This is a genomic window from Buttiauxella sp. AC142 (assembly GCF_979253435.1).
The window spans coordinates 2,965,690-2,981,278 of sequence record NZ_CEEDCH010000001.1 but is presented as its reverse complement, the minus strand read 5'-3'; the positions used below and the strand labels follow the sequence as shown (position 1 = coordinate 2,981,278).

At 51.9% G+C, this 15,589-nt stretch carries 14 protein-coding genes; 10 read left to right on the top strand and 4 right to left on the bottom strand.

The annotated features are described in order from the left end of the window. The first annotated feature begins 24 nt into the window (after positions 1–24). The gene (locus tag AC0IWZ_RS13900; RefSeq protein ID WP_034496898.1) at positions 25–495 is read left to right on the top strand and encodes a YehS family protein; all 471 of its coding nucleotides are present in this window, start codon (positions 25–27) and stop codon (positions 493–495) included. Positions 496–554: 59 nt separating this feature from the next. Here AC0IWZ_RS13900 and AC0IWZ_RS13895 read toward each other — a convergent pair whose 3' ends face one another. Both AC0IWZ_RS13895 and AC0IWZ_RS13890 read right to left on the bottom strand, forming a co-directional pair. Then, the gene (locus tag AC0IWZ_RS13895) at positions 555–1,523 is read right to left on the bottom strand and encodes an XdhC family protein (RefSeq protein WP_471677005.1); all 969 of its coding nucleotides are present in this window, start codon (positions 1,521–1,523) and stop codon (positions 555–557) included. Next, positions 1,510–2,100, bottom strand: coding sequence for a nucleotidyltransferase family protein (locus AC0IWZ_RS13890; protein ID WP_471677007.1), 591 nt, complete (start codon positions 2,098–2,100; stop codon positions 1,510–1,512). Before AC0IWZ_RS13890 ends, AC0IWZ_RS13895 begins: the two co-directional genes overlap by 14 nt. A gap of 208 nt (positions 2,101–2,308) precedes the next feature. On the opposite strand from AC0IWZ_RS13890, the gene AC0IWZ_RS13885 reads away from it, so the two are divergent. From AC0IWZ_RS13885 to AC0IWZ_RS13860, 6 genes are all read left to right on the top strand, one after another. After that, the gene (locus tag AC0IWZ_RS13885; RefSeq protein WP_471677008.1) at positions 2,309–5,098 is read left to right on the top strand and encodes a xanthine dehydrogenase family protein molybdopterin-binding subunit; all 2,790 of its coding nucleotides are present in this window, start codon (positions 2,309–2,311) and stop codon (positions 5,096–5,098) included. Continuing rightward, complete coding sequence (locus tag AC0IWZ_RS13880) at positions 5,095–5,649, top strand: (2Fe-2S)-binding protein (RefSeq protein WP_172893645.1); 555 nt, start codon at positions 5,095–5,097, stop codon at positions 5,647–5,649. The genes AC0IWZ_RS13885 and AC0IWZ_RS13880 overlap by 4 nt, the downstream gene beginning before the upstream one ends. Continuing rightward, on the top strand, positions 5,646–6,887 hold the full coding sequence (locus tag AC0IWZ_RS13875; protein ID WP_471677009.1) for a cytochrome c: 1,242 nt from the start codon (positions 5,646–5,648) through the stop codon (positions 6,885–6,887). The genes AC0IWZ_RS13880 and AC0IWZ_RS13875 overlap by 4 nt, the downstream gene beginning before the upstream one ends. A gap of 756 nt (positions 6,888–7,643) precedes the next feature. Further along, positions 7,644–9,443, top strand: a complete 1,800-nt coding sequence (locus AC0IWZ_RS13870; RefSeq protein WP_471677010.1) for a carbon starvation CstA family protein — start codon at positions 7,644–7,646, stop codon at positions 9,441–9,443. A gap of 247 nt (positions 9,444–9,690) precedes the next feature. After that, entirely contained in the window at positions 9,691–9,852 is a 162-nt protein-coding gene (locus AC0IWZ_RS13865; protein WP_156104888.1) for a hypothetical protein, read from the top strand. After that, positions 9,849–10,232, top strand: coding sequence for a putative T6SS immunity periplasmic lipoprotein (locus AC0IWZ_RS13860; RefSeq protein ID WP_034496880.1), 384 nt, complete (start codon positions 9,849–9,851; stop codon positions 10,230–10,232). The genes AC0IWZ_RS13865 and AC0IWZ_RS13860 overlap by 4 nt, the downstream gene beginning before the upstream one ends. A 54-nt stretch (positions 10,233–10,286) precedes the next feature. On the opposite strand, the gene AC0IWZ_RS13855 is transcribed toward AC0IWZ_RS13860, so the two are convergent. Together AC0IWZ_RS13855 and AC0IWZ_RS13850 are read right to left on the bottom strand one after the other, a co-directional pair. Beyond that, on the bottom strand, positions 10,287–10,667 hold the full coding sequence (locus AC0IWZ_RS13855) for a hypothetical protein (RefSeq protein ID WP_072011182.1): 381 nt from the start codon (positions 10,665–10,667) through the stop codon (positions 10,287–10,289). 201 nt (positions 10,668–10,868) lie between these two features. Then, positions 10,869–13,289, bottom strand: a complete 2,421-nt coding sequence (locus tag AC0IWZ_RS13850) for a DUF3772 domain-containing protein (protein WP_471679043.1) — start codon at positions 13,287–13,289, stop codon at positions 10,869–10,871. A 378-nt stretch (positions 13,290–13,667) separates the two neighbouring features. On the opposite strand from AC0IWZ_RS13850, the gene fimA reads away from it, so the two are divergent. The 3 genes from fimA to fimC all read left to right on the top strand — a co-directional run bounded on the left by fimA (position 13,668) and on the right by fimC (position 15,572). Beyond that, the gene (gene fimA, locus AC0IWZ_RS13845) at positions 13,668–14,219 is read left to right on the top strand and encodes a type 1 fimbrial major subunit FimA (RefSeq protein ID WP_034496905.1); all 552 of its coding nucleotides are present in this window, start codon (positions 13,668–13,670) and stop codon (positions 14,217–14,219) included. A gap of 70 nt (positions 14,220–14,289) precedes the next feature. Then, entirely contained in the window at positions 14,290–14,835 is a 546-nt protein-coding gene (fimI, locus tag AC0IWZ_RS13840; protein ID WP_471677011.1) for a type 1 fimbrial protein subunit FimI, read from the top strand. A 41-nt stretch (positions 14,836–14,876) separates the two neighbouring features. Then, complete coding sequence (fimC, locus tag AC0IWZ_RS13835) at positions 14,877–15,572, top strand: type 1 fimbria chaperone FimC (protein ID WP_471677012.1); 696 nt, start codon at positions 14,877–14,879, stop codon at positions 15,570–15,572. Positions 15,573–15,589: the final 17 nt, after the last annotated feature.

Genomic DNA, 15,589 nt, shown 5'->3' with positions numbered 1-15,589 from the left:
ATTTGGAACGAGAGAACCACCACTATGATGAATAACGACGTATTACGCAGCGTGCGCTACATGCTGAATTTGGGCAATGACGACATGGTGAAAATTTTCGCCCTGACCGACACGGCCGTTACTGCAGAGCAAATTGTTACCTGGACCAAAAAAGAAGACGAAGAGAACTTCAAACTTTGCCCGGATATTCTGATGGCAAACTTCCTTAACGGTTTGATTTACTTCAAGCGCGGCAAAGACGAAAGCAAGCCTGCACCAAAAATTGAACGCAAGATGACTAATAACATCATCCTGAAAAAACTGCGTATTGCGTTTGATTTGAAAACTGATGATGTGCTGGAAATTTTAACCAGCCAGGAATTCCGCATCTCTATGCCAGAAATCACTGCGATGATGCGTGCCCCTGAAAACAAGAATTTCCGCGAATGTGGCGACCAGTTCCTGCGCTACTTCCTGCGTGGTTTAACTTCTCGCGTACACGTCGCGAAGAAGTAATATTTATCGCGGTGGATGGCGCTGACGCTTATCCACCGTACTGCTACGGCAACTCCTGTTTATCCCCGCGCTTCGTTTTTCCGCTTCACAATATCTGCCATCACCGCCAGCGCAATTTCTGCGGGCGTTTTGCTACCCAGCGGCAAGCCAATCGGCGCGTGAATACGTTGTAATTCCTCCGGGCTTAACTCTGCCAGATTGTGTAATCGCTCCAGACGGCGGGCGCTGTTCTTCTGTGAACCCATCGCGCCAATGTAAAACGCAGGCGTATTCACCGCTTCCATCATCGTTAAATCATCCATACGTGGATCGTGCGTTAGCGCGACGATCGCCGTGTTGGCGTGGCAGGAATTTTGCTCGAGATAGTTCGCCGGGAATTGTTTAATTAACGTGATTTCAGATTTCAGAAGGGCGGAAAAGTTTTCCAGCGCGTCCGGGCGATTCTCGCAAACTAACACTTCAAACCCGAGTGAACTGGCAAAATCTGCGCAATACAGCGCAACGCTCGACAGCCCGGCAATCAGCAAACGTGGGGCGGCGGCAATATGCAACGTTACGTGTTGCCCGTTGCGCTCGACCTGGGTGATATCGGCAAAGCCAGTCACTTCCAGATGGCAGCAAGGTCCAGGCAGTGTCAGGCATTTTTGCAGGGCGAAATGGCCGCTTAACGCATCGCCCATTTTCTCAAGGTAGGCAATATTCCCCGCGCTGGCCGGTAAATACTCGACCAGAATATCCAGCACCCCGCCGCAAGGCAGCGCAATACCCGGTTCCAGCCCGCCTTCGCCGTAGCGCACAATCTGGCTGGCTTGCTGATATTCACCTTGCGCAATACGTTGTAAAAAATCCTCTTCCACACAGCCACCGGAAAGCGAGCCGCAGAAGCGACCATCGTTGGTTGCTGCCATCAGCGCACCTGGCGAGCGCGGCGATGAACCGTAAGTATTGAGTACCGTACACAGCCAGACAGGCTGCCCGGCAAGCCAGTCACGCGCCTGGCGAATCACATTCATATCAAGATGCTGCATGTTTATTCTCCTGGTCCAGGTGCGATGGAAGGTCGATATCGCATTGCGAATCGCCATCTTCAATCTCGATAAAATGCACCGCTTCTGCACGCAGCAACTCGCGCGCGCCGTTATCACCCGTCAGGCGACTCAGTTTGTCGTACCAGCAATGAGCGAAACCCACCGGGTGGCCGGGTTGCGCATTCACGCGAGGGCGAACCAGTTCGTGAAGCGCCAGCGCATCCGCAACCTGGACAAACATGGCGGGGGGAACAAAGGGCATATCGGCCAGATGAATCAGCCAGCCATTCCAGTGAGGGGTCGCGCTAACGCCTGCGGCAATAGATTCTCCCAGACCTGCGCTTTCGATAAGCGTGAAAGGGATTTGTTGTGCACGACACAGTGCCTGAATATGAATATTTTCCGGACGCGTCACGACGTGAACCGCAAGATGCGTTGCGCAGGCATGGCGTAGCGTTTGCGCAAACACGCTGCAATTGTTAAGGCGCGCATTGAGTTTATTGCCATTTCCACCCGCTTCTCTGAAGCGTTTAGCGAACCCGGCTGCGGCGATGATAATGCCCACATTCCTGCTCAAGACTGATTCCTCGGCACTTTTTGACACACTCGTCACGTAAATTTGTTGCGCAATAGTTTGCGCAACTATGTTTTTTTTATGAAAATGAGATGTTAATTCTTACATGCTTTAAGGCAAATGCATATACTTATAATAACTACGGAAATGAATGTCTGGCCTTCACAAGCAGTTCAATAAAAAGACAATTATAATTTTAATGGGACGTTTTATGAGCAATTTTAATCCATCGCGGCGCCGCTTTATTAAAAGTGCCGTAGTCGCAGGAGTCGCAGTTTATCTTGCCCCTCTCTACAGCCGCGCTTACGCCGCGCTGTTTGAAGAAAAGATCCTCAATTCCCCCGAGTGGGATGCCAAAAATAAACGCATTCGTTTCCGTATTGATGGCCAATCGAAAGTCATGGGGCACAAAGTTTTTGCCCGTGATATTCGCGCTGTTGATATGCCGCACTGGCCGCAGAAACAGGCGCACGCCTTTATTTTGCGCACCACAAAAGCCGACCGTCTGTTTAGCGGCATCGACCTGTCTTTACTGGGCGATGACCTGAAACCCGATCGCCTCGTCACCGCCGATGATCTGGCGCGCGACGGTCTGGCATTCCCGGCGTTTTACGGCGAAGACATGCTGCTGCCGACGGGCAAAACGCCAGCGTATTTAGGCCAGGCCGTGGCGATTTTGATTTATCACGATTTTGCCCGTTTCCGCTTTGCCAAAGACAAACTGAAATTCAAAGATGAAGTGATCCAGTACGGAGCCGAAACTGGCCCGCTCGAACGTGACCCATGGGGCACATTCCGCTTTGTGCGCGTCGGCGGTGCCACCTCACAGGACGACGATCATTTCTCCAGCCTGAAAGACATGCCGATTTTCCCGGTGTCGATGAAAAAACATTTGCCGGTCTGGCCTGAAGGGCGTGAAGGCGGCAAGCTGGATCAGGAAGGCATGTATTACGCAGGCATGATTGCCGATGAACTTAAGAACCCGCCGGATGACTGGCTGGTGATGCAACGCCGCTACACAACGCAATCCATCGACACCGCCGCCCTTGAGCCGGATAACGCCAACGGCTGGTTCGACGAAGCGACGCAGACCTTGCACATGGTGGTGCCGACGCAATCCCCGCAAGAAGTGGCCGATGAAATGCCACGTATGCTGGCAAAAGGCACCACGCCGGTAAAACAGCTGATTCTGCACCCGTGTTACACCGTGGGTTATGGTTCTAAAGATCACTACAACTTCCCGTATTACGGGGCGGTAGCGGCAATGTATGGCGACGGGCATCCGGTGCGCCTGGCCAACGATCGTTACGAGCAGTTCCAGAGCGCGTTAAAACGCCACGCATTTGATATGAATTACACCATCGCGGTGGATAAGAAGACCGGCATTCTGCAATCGTTTCTCGGTGATATGACCGCCAACGGCGGCGGGCGCAGTAACTTTACGCCGTCGGTGTCGATGGTGGGCGCGACTGCCGCGCAGTCTATTTATTACTTCCCGAAAAGTGATTTGTCGGCGGTGGGCGTGGCCTCACGCGCCATCGACGCCGGTTCCGCTCGTGGCTACGGCACGCTGCAAAGTATGGCCGCCACCGAAATGATGGTGGATGAAATCGCGGCGCAACTGAATATTGACCCGATTGAATTTCGCATGCGCAACGCGCTGAAATCCGGCATGAAAAACACCCAGGGTGCCATTCCTGCCGGGGCGATTCGCGTGGATGAAGTGCTGGCGAAAGCGGCGAAAAATGAAATCTGGCTCAAGCGTGCGGAACGCAAAGCCGAATTTGAAATGAAAAATCCAGGTAAGCGCTACGGCGTGGGCTTTGGGTGCGTGCAAAAAGACTTTGGCACCGGAGCGGAAACCTCGTTTGCCCGTGTTGAAGTGAGTGCTGACGGGCGCATTTCCTTGCATCACAGCGGCGCGGAAATGGGCACGGGTATGTCGACTTCGCAATCCGTGCTGTGCGCGCAGTGGCTGGGCAAACCTGCCGACGAAGCCAATTTCTCTGTGACAGACTGGTCAACGCTGCCGATTGTCACCAGCGGCGACCCGTACATTATGTCCCAGGAAGAGCAGGACAAACTGGCGGCGAACCCGGCGTGGTCGCCGTCTTACTGTTCACCATCGAGCGCCAGTAACTCAGCCTATTACTTCTCGCACAGCACGCGGGAAGCGGCACGTTTAGTGTTTGAACACGGCTTGTGGCCTGCGGCGATGGCAATCTGGTCAACCGGTATTGGTGGCGGCCAGGCGGCTCCATTAGTGGTGCGCATTGAAGACGCCCGCTGGGTGGAAGGCGGTTTAACCGCCGCCGGAATGGAAATTTTAAGCCTCGAATTGCTGGCGAAAAAAGCCCATGAGATGAACTTAATGACCGGCGCGGCAGTGCACGTGTTTAACCGCTGGCAATGGGCAGAAGCTGATTTCAAATTGGGTGAGCAGAGCAGACGCCTGCCTATCGACGGCCTGTCTGTGCGCAACGGCAATGGCGAATTTACCACGCTTGCCCGTGAGCATGTCTACTACCCGCCAACGCAGCGTAACAACGCGGCGGTGACATACTACAGCGCCGTCGGCACGCTGGCGGAAGTTGCGGTCAGTCTCGCAACAGGCGAAGTCGAGCTGCTCAATCACCATTCAATTATGGAATGCGGAAACTTGATCGTGCCGGAACTGGTTTCCGGGCAGTTGCAGGGCGGCCTGGCGATGGGTATCGGCCACGCACTCCACGAATATTTACCTCTCTATGAAGACGGACCCGGTAACGGAACATGGAACTTCAACCGTTATCACCTGCCGCGTGCCAGTGATGTTGCGGTCTGGAAACAGACTGGCGATATCCTCCCCGCGCTTTCGGAAACTGACCCGCCAAAAGGTATGGCTGAAGTCGTGATGATCCCGGTTGTTGCCGCGATTGTGAATGCGATTGCCGATGCCACCGGCCACCGTTTCCGTGATTTGCCCGTCCGTGCTGAAAATATTCGTGAGGTATTACCATGAGCATCAAAACTAAACCAATGACCCTGACCATCAACAACAAACCGTACGGCCCGATTGACGTGCCGGAAGGATTGATGATGATTGATTTCCTCCACGAATACGTTTATCTGACCGGTTCGCGTCTTGGCTGCGGGCAGGGCATTTGCCACGCCTGCGTGGCGATTGTCGATAACCCAAGCGGCACCAGCGAAGAAGTGCGCACCTGTATCACTGGCGCGCATTTCTTTAACGGCAAAAAAGTCCGTACCGTAGAAGGCCACGCCAAAGTTGATGAGCAGGGCGAAGTCGTCGAACTCTCGCCGATTCAACAATCCTTCCTCGATCATTACAGCTTCCAGTGCGGCTACTGCACGCCAGGTTTTGTGAACGCCGCAACGATTTTCGTCGAGAAGCTGAAACGTGAACCGATTGCTCGTGAAGACCTGGAAGGGGCGATTTCTACTGCGCTGGAAAACCACATCTGCCGCTGTACCGGTTATGTGCGTTACTACGAAGCGGTGCGCGATGTGGTGCTGAAAACTCCGGGGCTTCTGAAGGAGGCGGTGAAATGAAAAAACGTCTCGCGCTCATTGTGCTGGCAATAGTCGTCATTATTGTGGCGATTTTGTACTGGCGGGAATACCGCACGTATGACGGCCCGGTGCAGAAAGTCACTGCCAGTAAAGAGCAAATCGAACGTGGCAGTTACCTGGCGAAAGTGGCTGACTGTGCGGCTTGCCACACGGCATCTGGCGGCGCACCGCTGGCGGGTGGCTATCCGCTGGAATCCCCTTATGGCACGATTTATGGCAGCAACCTGACGCCATCTGCTGATTACGGGATTGGCCGCTGGACGAAAGATGATTTCTACAAAGCGCTGACCGAGGGCGTTGGCCCAACCGGGCGTCATCTGTTCCCGGCTATGCCTTATACCTCGTACAAAAACATTTCGCGCCAGGATTCTGACGACATTTATGCTTATCTGATGACGCGTCCGGCGGTGGACGTTAAGACGCCGGATAACGAAATGACTTTCCCGTTCAACCAGCGTATCGCGCTGATTGGCTGGAATATTTTATTCCATGACAAAGATCCGCTTCCTGCTATTTCCACCGGTGATTCAGCCGACTGGCATCGCGGCCGTTATCTGGCCGATGTGCTGGGGCACTGTGGCGAATGCCATACCGAGCGCGGTTTACTCGGCCAGATGAAACTCGATAAAGCCATGCAGGGCGGGGAGTTAGGGCGCTTTATGGCACCGGATATTACGCCAAAAGCCTTAGCGCAGCGTGGCTGGACGCCGCAGGATGTGAAGCAATTCCTCACGACCGGCATTGCGCCACAGGGCAGCGCGTTTAGCGAAATGCACATGGTGGTTGACCTGAGCACGCAGCATCTGACGCCTGCCGATCAGAAAGCGATGGCAACGTATTTGATGGGTGAAGCGCCGCCAGCCGCGGTGTCTGCAGCACTCGGTAACGGTAACGAAGCCGGGCGGATGACATATCTCGATCAGTGTGCCGGTTGCCACGCTCGTGAAGGCGAAGGCAAACCACACGTTGCCGTTTCAATGCTTAATAATGCAACCCTGCGCCAGCCTGATGCGAAAAACCTGATTGTCTCGGTGATGGACGGTCTGCCTGCGCAGAATTTCCCGAACGGGGAAAGTATGCAAAGTATGCCGGGCTTTGGTGAGCGTCTGGATGATGCGCAGATTGCGGAGCTGGTGAATTACCTGCGTGTGACGTGGGGTGGTTTACCGGGGGATGTGACGGCGGAGCAGGTGAAAGCGCTGCGGGTGGAGAAGTAAACTGGGGCGTTTGGCGTTTATGCCTGAAGGGTGAATGTTCCGTTCACCCGAAAGTTCACTGATCCCACATAGGTTAGTGAACGGTGAACGTGCCAGGTGGCTCACGCCAGCCCCCTGGCGACCCCGGCGCCCGGTGATTAAATTGCCGCTGCGCGGTAAACCCCAGCTTATCCCCAACGTTCAGGGTCGTTCGCGATTCGTTCCAGACGATCGCTCACTGGCGCCGTTCCCGACGGCGCCACCCTGACTTATGGGGAACACTGGGGCAATTTATACCGGGAACAAGGTCAAAACCCAAACCCGTTTCGCTTTTGATTTTAGGTTTTGACATTGACCTTCATCCCCGGCTTCAATCGCGCCGATTTTTACCCTTCAGTCGTGGTCACGTGGTCGGGAACCACGTGAGAGAGCGATCGCCTGGAGCGAGTCGCGAACGACCGCGAATGTTGGGTAAAAAACGGTGTTCACCGCGAAGCGGCGATTGACTTGCCGGGCGCCAGGATTGCCAAGGAGAGGGCGTTCTCTCCTTGGCACGTTCACCGTTCATCGATAAATGAGGGATCGAATAACGTTCGGGTGAACGGAAAATCACCGCTCTACCATAGACATCCCCCTCGGATGAACGAAAAACCACTCACTCCCCCTTTCTAACCGCTCACGCGCCAATATAACCGCTCACTAAAACTCCCGCTTATTGCACTCCCAACCCATGCCAGCATAGCGCTGAACTTTTTATCTATGGCTCTGGAGTGGGTTATGCAACACGCATTAACGTTTGTTATCGCGACCCTGTGTATTCTGGCTATCTGCTATCGCCTTTACGGGGTGTTTTTCGTCCGTAAAGTTCTGAATGCTGATGACTCTGAAATCACACCGTCACATATTCTTGAGGACGGCAAAGACTACGTCCCGACTAAAAAATGGGTTAACTTCGGCAGTCATTTTGCTGCGATTGCCGCCGCTGGCCCGTTAGTTGGACCGGTTCTGGCTGCACAATATGGCTATCTGCCAAGTTTCTTATGGTTGCTGATTGGCTGTGTGGTAGGCGGGGCGGTGCATGACACCGTGGTGCTTTTCGCCTCCATGAAACACCGCGGTAAGTCGCTCTCAGAAGTGGCAAAAGCGGAACTTGGCCCGGTCGCAGGGTGGTGTACCGGTTTGGCAATGTTATTCATCATCACTATCACCATGGCAGGTTTGTCGATGGTGGTGGTTCACGCGCTGGAACGTAACCCGTGGGGAACGTTTGCGGTGTTCATGACGATTCCGGTGGCGATTTGCGTTGGCCTGTGGGAGCGCTATACCGGCAGTATGCGCGGTGCGACTTGGGTTGGGATTATCGTTATCTTCGCCTGCGTTATTATCGGGCCGTACATTCAGGAATCGTCTTTCGGTGAATGGCTGAGTCTGCGCACTTCAACGGTGAGCCTGGTACTGCCATTCTATGCGTTCTTTGCTACCGCGCTGCCGGTTTGGATGCTGCTGACACCACGTGGTTATCTCTCAAGCTTTATGAAAATCGGCGTGTTTGGCGCGCTGGTCGTTGGTGTGGTGTTCATTAACCCGGAAATTCAATTCCCTGCGGTGACGCAGTTTATCCACGGTAATGGCCCGGTTCTGGCCGGTCCTGTTTGGCTGTTTATCTCTATTACCATCGCTTGCGGCGCGATTTCTGGTTTCCACGCGTTTATCGGTTCAGGCACTACACCAAAACAAATCGACAAATGGAACGACATTTTGCCAGTCGCTTTTGGCGCCATGTTGGCGGAATGCGTGGTTGGCGTGATGGCGCTGATTGCGGCAACCGCACTCCATCCTGCGGATTACTTTGCGATTAACTCCGCGCCTGAGGTGTTTGCAGGTTTAGGCATGAACGTGGTGAATTTGCCGCAGTTGAGCGAATCTATCGGCCTGGATTTATACGGTCGTACCGGCGGGGCGGTGACGCTTGCCGTCGGCATGGCTGATATTTTCACCCGCATTCCGTGGTTCAGTCATCTGGCTTCTTACTTCTTCCAGTTCGTGGTGATGTTTGAGGCGGTCTTTATTCTGACGGCGGTGGACTCCGGGACGCGTGTTGCGCGTTATCTGCTGCAAGATTTCCTCGGCGACATCTGGGCACCGCTCAAACGCACTAACTGGATGCCGGGTGCGATTGGTTGCAGCATCGTGGCCTGTGTGTTGTGGGGCTACTTGCTGAACTCGGGTGATATCAACTCTGTGTGGGCATTGTTTGGCGTATCCAACCAGTTAATGGCTTCTATCGGCCTGATGATTGGCGCGACCATTATCCTGCGCATGTCGGAAAAACGCTGGTACGTGCTGACGTGCCTGGTGCCGTTGTCATATCTGTATGTGACGGTGAACTACGCGGCATACTGGATGGTGAAAAACGTCTACTTCAACAGTGCGGCGAAAGGTTTCAACATCTTCAACGGTACGATTTCCATTGTCATGGTCGCACTGGGCCTGGTGATTATGGTGGCGTCGATTCAACGTTGGTTCGTGCTGTGGCGTGCTCGCGGGAATTCAGAGCCGATTGAATTGTTGTCTTGATAAGAGTTGTTCAAATGCAGAGTGGCGATGTTTAATCGTGCTCTGCATTATTGTTTACTGCATTCCTTCCTGTTTCCTCTTTTCCAGTTTCTGTCCGAATATAAGCCGCAAAAACATTTATCTAATGTGATTGTCATCTCATTTGGTGATTAATATGAGTTGCTTTAAAACCAAGTGTTCATTTTTAACTTATATGATTGACTATTCATATTCATTTGAGGGTTATAATAACCTTATTGATTACAACATGGAGCAACAAGCTTCGATTATCGCTGACTTTTTCTTCCTGCGCCGTTATGGACGGCAGGAGTTTATTTATTTGAATAGTCGCGAATTCAAAGGGATTGTTGATGAGTCGACAGTGTTAAAATACGAGAAATTATTGCAGGGAACCGGATTTCCAAAATGAAAAACATCATTGTTGTTTTGGCTGTGTTGTTGTTAACGGGTTGCCCCATGGGTGATAGAGCGCCAGAATACGCACAAGCAGATGCTGTCGTTGTGAATGATAAAATCTGTGTTTATATTAAATCTGAAAAATTAGTTTCAGAGGAAAAGATTCTCAGGATCTCTGTCATGAAAGCAGGTGATGACAAAAATAGTTATGAGAAACAATTTTACTCTCCGGTACTGAATGTGACTTTAAAAGCGGGTGAATGTATTGCAGGGGTTTCAGATTTCAATTATGAACCCGGTTATTCCTATGACATAAATATACAGACGCCACTTAATAACTATCAGACAAGTTTTATTGTATGGATTAATGGAAAAAGATTGATGCTCAAATGACGCTTAATGCTCGTTGTATTGATGCTAAAAGCCGGTCCTCCGTGACCGGTTTTTTTACTGGCAGGCTTTCACTTCTGCTTTGGTCAGGTCACTACGGCTGCAATCCAGCGGACGACCGGATACGCCTTTAGCGTCAATGGCGGCTTGCTCTGCAGAGACAATCACACCGTGAGCGCGATGTTTGCCCGTCCAGCTAACATCAGCTGTGCCATCAGGAGTCGTAGAGATAGACAGCACAACGCCCTGGCCTGTCGCTTCGTAGTAATTGTCGTTCACTTTCTTCAGCTTCATTTCTTTACCGTTCAGGTAAACCGGACCGCCCTGGTCGATATGCACTTCGCCTGGTTGGCCTTTACCATTAAACAGCGGCAGCGCAGCGCTTGCAGAGAAGGCGACAAAACCCAGAACCATCACTAACGTTTTCAGCTTGCTCATCATTAACTCTCTTATCAGTATTTGTTCTCAACGTTCACATTGGTGAATATGAGTAGTGGAATATTACCGGAGCGAGATAATGCTGCGGGACGCCGGTGCCTTTATTGATTTGTATCAAATTGCTGAATGGGTTTGATGGCGATTATTCTTAATAATGATGATTCACGCCACAACCCGTTTTAAAAGGTTGTGGCGCAAGGTTTACTCTGCTGTCACGACTTTGCTGGTGGGTTGCTCAAGCACCATGGTTTGCGTCTGGCTCAGGCTAACGCCCGCCGCACGTAGCATTTTGAGGATCTCATACAGCAAATCACTGCGCGTGGAACTCACCATACGCGGGCTGTTCACATAGCCCGTCACACTCAGCACGATGCCGGTTGGCCCCAGTTCTTTAAAGCTGACAGACGGTTTCGGGTTTTCCAGAATGGATTCATGCAGGTTATAGGCCTCAAGTAACAAATTACGCACTTGCTCCGGGTCGATATCCAGCGGGAATGTGAGGGCGATGGTTGCCACGCCCTGGGCATTTCCCATGGTGGCATTACGCACGTTCTGCGAAATAAGCTGCGAGTTCGGTACAATTACCGTGGATTTGTCGCCTAACTGAATCTCGGTGGCGCGGACGTTGATGCGGCGAATATCGCCCTCTACGCCGCTGATACTGACTAAATCGCCCACTTTCACCGGGCGCTCGGTTAACAGAATCAGGCCGGAGATAAAGTTCTTCACGATTTCCTGTAAACCAAAACCGATACCTACCGATAAGGCGCTCACAATCCAGGCCAGTTTGTTCCATTCAATGCCGAGCATTGAGAGCGTGAGCATGATAATCAGCACGTAACCGACGTTGGTAAACAGCGTCACCAGCGATGCGCGCAGGCCGCGATCCATATTGGTTTTTGGCAGGAAGTCGTTATCCAGCCAGCGGCGTGTGGAGCGCAGCACGTACCAGCCAATCACCAGACACAGCACCGCATTTAACGCATGCGCCGGGATAATATTCATCCCTTCGAGGCCTTTTCCGCCCCACATATCGGCGATTTTTGTGAGCAACTCCATCGGCGTCGTTGTGCCAAAGGTGCCATTCAGTAGCGCCACTGCGGCCATCACTAACAGTGACGTTTTCCCTAATGCGGAAAACAGCGTTGCCGCGAGTGACAGGTGGCGGTCATTGAGGCTCAGCGTGCTTTTGAGGATTTTCCCGCTCTGGGTCGAGGGCGAGAATACTGCTTCACAGAGGTCAACCACGAAATGAATCAGCAGATACAGGCTGGAAACCACCAGGCCAATCCACAGCAATTCAAAGGTGACGAAGCGAGCCAGCGGGATGTAACCAATCAGCAGAGCCAGCAGGATAACGAACGCGGTGAGACTGATGACGAGGTGAATTAAGCCTGCCACCGTTGAGCGGGCTTCGGTTTGCTCGCCGTCGGCGCGCATTTTGCGGCGTATGCGATTGACGCGAATCGGTGCGACCAGGCAATTGAGCGCCACCAGTAATGCGGAAAGGCCATTACCAAAGAGTGTGGCGGCAATGCTCGCGCCGACCAGAGCATTCAGCTGTTCAATAATGCCGAAGATAAAGATAAAAGTGGCCAGCAAAATCGGGAACGAAGACAGCGTTTTAGCCAGCGGATCGGCAATGCCCGGCAGACGCCAGGAAGGGTGACTGTTTGATAACAGCGCAATCCCCAGACCGGCAATCACCGCTGAAAAATAGGTTAGCTCAACTAACTGCTCGGCGAACTCGTTGATCCACGCGGAAGTATCAGGCAAGCGAGTGAAGATATAACACAGCAGTTGCATGCTGATACCCAGCGTCAGCATGGTGCTTAACGTGGTGAAACACGCAAGGAAGCTGCGACGAAAACGCCCTTGCGGCAGCCAGCGGGGTAAAACCCAGTTCATGGGACTATCCAGGACTCTGCGGCCAAACAGCCCGATTCCCAGCGCTAACAGCAAATAGATGCCGGTGCCCAGGCGCCATTCCTCGCTCCAGGCTTGATCCCAGGCCTCGCCAACTTGTGTGCCAAAATCGCCAAACCGAACGGCGTCTTTATCGCTGGGTTCAATGACTGGCGACCAGAATTTCTCGCCGAGAATACTGCCGGTATTTAGCGCGATTTGGGTTTTCAGCGCGTCACGGCGCAGGCCGGAAATTTGTGACGACAGGTTTTGCGCGCCAACGGAAATCGCTTTGGTTTGCTCAATTTGGGTGGTGAGCAAAGTTTTGCTGCTGTTGAGCTGCTTGCGTTGGCTGACCACCTGCGGCGTTTCTGCAAGCGTACCCGGTGCGGGTGGCGGCCCGAGAACATCGAGCTGCGCCTGAATTTGAGTTAATTGCGGAGCCAACGCTACGGCGAGTTTATCGGCCTCGCTTGCCAGCTTTTGTGAATCGTCGTTAAGGCTGGTGAACTGCTTGTCCGTTTTTGCGGTTGAGACTCGCTGTTTTAGCGCATCAAGGCGCTTTTGCAATGCAGGCAGCGCGGTGCTGGCATTGATCTTAGCCGGCTCTTCAGTGGCAGTTTGTCCTGTGGAATCATCCGCATGAGATAGGAAAGGAGTCAATATCAGGCAGGACAGTAATGCCAACAGTAACGGCATTTTGAACATTTTTTGCATCATCAGGATCGATCCAGTGAATCAATAAATTAACGGCTTAAAAACAATTTGCTAAGAATATCTTGTATTGGTGTAAATGGGTAGTTCCGGGAGGCTAATTCAGCCATTTCCCTCCGCTATTTCTTAGGGCTTTATAAGACATACCTTAGGGATAATAAAGGTTTGGTACATGTTATTAAATGTGTATTTAACTTAAATTATGCAGCGTCGAAGAGATGGTGTTTTAAATTTCTATTTAAATATCACTGATGACGATAAATAAATATCTCCACAAGGATTGCGGAGAGGGAATAGGCTATCTATGGCCCGAGTTATTTAACCGGGATAATGAAGGATGCATTATTCGAACAGGGTATTTTAATAATTAAAGGAATCTCCATGAAATTCAGCAAAATTGCATCCTCATTGGTTGCCGGAATTGCATTAGTCAGCGGTGCGGCTCAGGCCGATGCGGTGAGTGTTAATGGCGGCACAGTCCACTTTAAAGGTGAGCTGGTGAATGCGGCATGTGCAGTAAGTACTCAGTCTTCCGATCAAACGGTGAAATTGGGTCAATACCGTACTGCGGCATTTACTAAAGTTGGCGATACCTCCGCTCAGATCCCATTCACTATCGTTCTGAACGACTGTGACACCACTGTGTCAACCCTGGCGTCCGTGGCATTCTCCGGCCAGGCAGACGGAACTGACCCTACACTGCTCGCCATCAACTCCGGTGATAACAGCACCACGGCAGGCGGCGTAGGTATTCAGATTCTGGACAGCAAATCAAAAGTGCTGACCCCGGATGGCTCTACCTTCTCTACCGCGCAGACCCTGATTGATGGCACAAACACCCTGCCATTCACCGCGCGTTACAAAGCAACTGCCGCCACTGCAACAGCAGGCCAGGCCAATGCTGACGCGACTTTCGTGATGAAATACGAATAATAAGTCTGAACAAGGATGACGAAAGCCTCATGGATGGGGCTGATGCAATGCAACTCTTTGGAAGGCGACAATGATAAGGATAATCCTGTTGTTCCTGCTATTCGCAAGCAGCGTGTCGGTGCAGGCAAACCGCGTTGTGGTGGTAGACGGCGGGAAGGTAAAAATGCAGGGCTCACTGGTGAACGGCGGCTGCTCTGTGGCATCGGAAAGCCAGGAATTTACCGTGCAAATGGGACAATACAAAAGCTCCTTCTTTAAAGAGGTGGGTAACTACGCGCCTGTCAGTATTCCCTTTGCGATACATCTGACCGATTGCGATACCGAAACCTCTGATTTAGTGGGAATCTCCTTTCAGGGCGTAACGCCTGAGCAAGACCCGCAGGTATTTCTGGCCTCGACCCGTATCGGTGAGATTGATTCCAGCTCGGGAATTGGTCTGGCGTTATTTGATAGTGAACAAAAGCTCATTATTCCTAATGCCACACCAGGATATTTTGTGTCAATTAAAGAGCAAGAAACGACGCTGCATTTTACCGCTCGCTATCGTTCGGTGACACAACAAATGACACCTGGAAATATCCATTCCGATGTCTGGTTTACGCTCGTTTATCCCTGAATCATAGAATTTAATAATAGTCATAATGATGGTGCCGTGTGATGAATAATTTATTTAAACAAGGCTCGGCCGCAATGCTGTGTCTGTTAATTTTTTGCTTTAACGTACAAGCCGCGGGGGGTATTGCGCTAGGCGCGACACGTGTTATTTATCCTGCTGATGCTAAACAAACTTCGCTCTCGATTAATAATAGCGACAACAAAGAGCGCTACCTTGTGAATTCGTGGGTCGAAAATAACCTGGGCGTTAAAGATAAGACGTTTATTGTGACGCCTCCTCTTTTTGTCAGTGAACCCTCAAGCGAAAACACGCTGCGTATTATTTACGCAGGGCCGCCATTGCCTGCTGACCGTGAATCCGTTTTCTGGATGAATGTGAAAGCCATTCCGTCAGTCGATAAAAATACTCTCGAAGGCAGCAATGTGCTGCAACTGGCGATCCTCTCACGCATCAAGCTGTTTGTGCGCCCTAAAAACCTGCAAATGCAGCCAGAAGAGGCGGTAAAACAGCTGCGCTTTAGCCGTAGCGGCGAACACCTGCGTGTTCACAATCCCTCTCCTTATTACATCAGCACGGTCAATCTGAAAGTCGGCAACGAGAAACTAGCCAATACCATGGTCGCGCCAAAAAGCGTGGCGCAGGTGATTATTCCCGCAGGCATAAAAGGCGCTATCTCGTTCCAGACGGTGAATGACTACGGTGCGGTCACGCCTGTGCAAGCAGGCGTAATGCTGTAATGCAGGTAATCTGCACA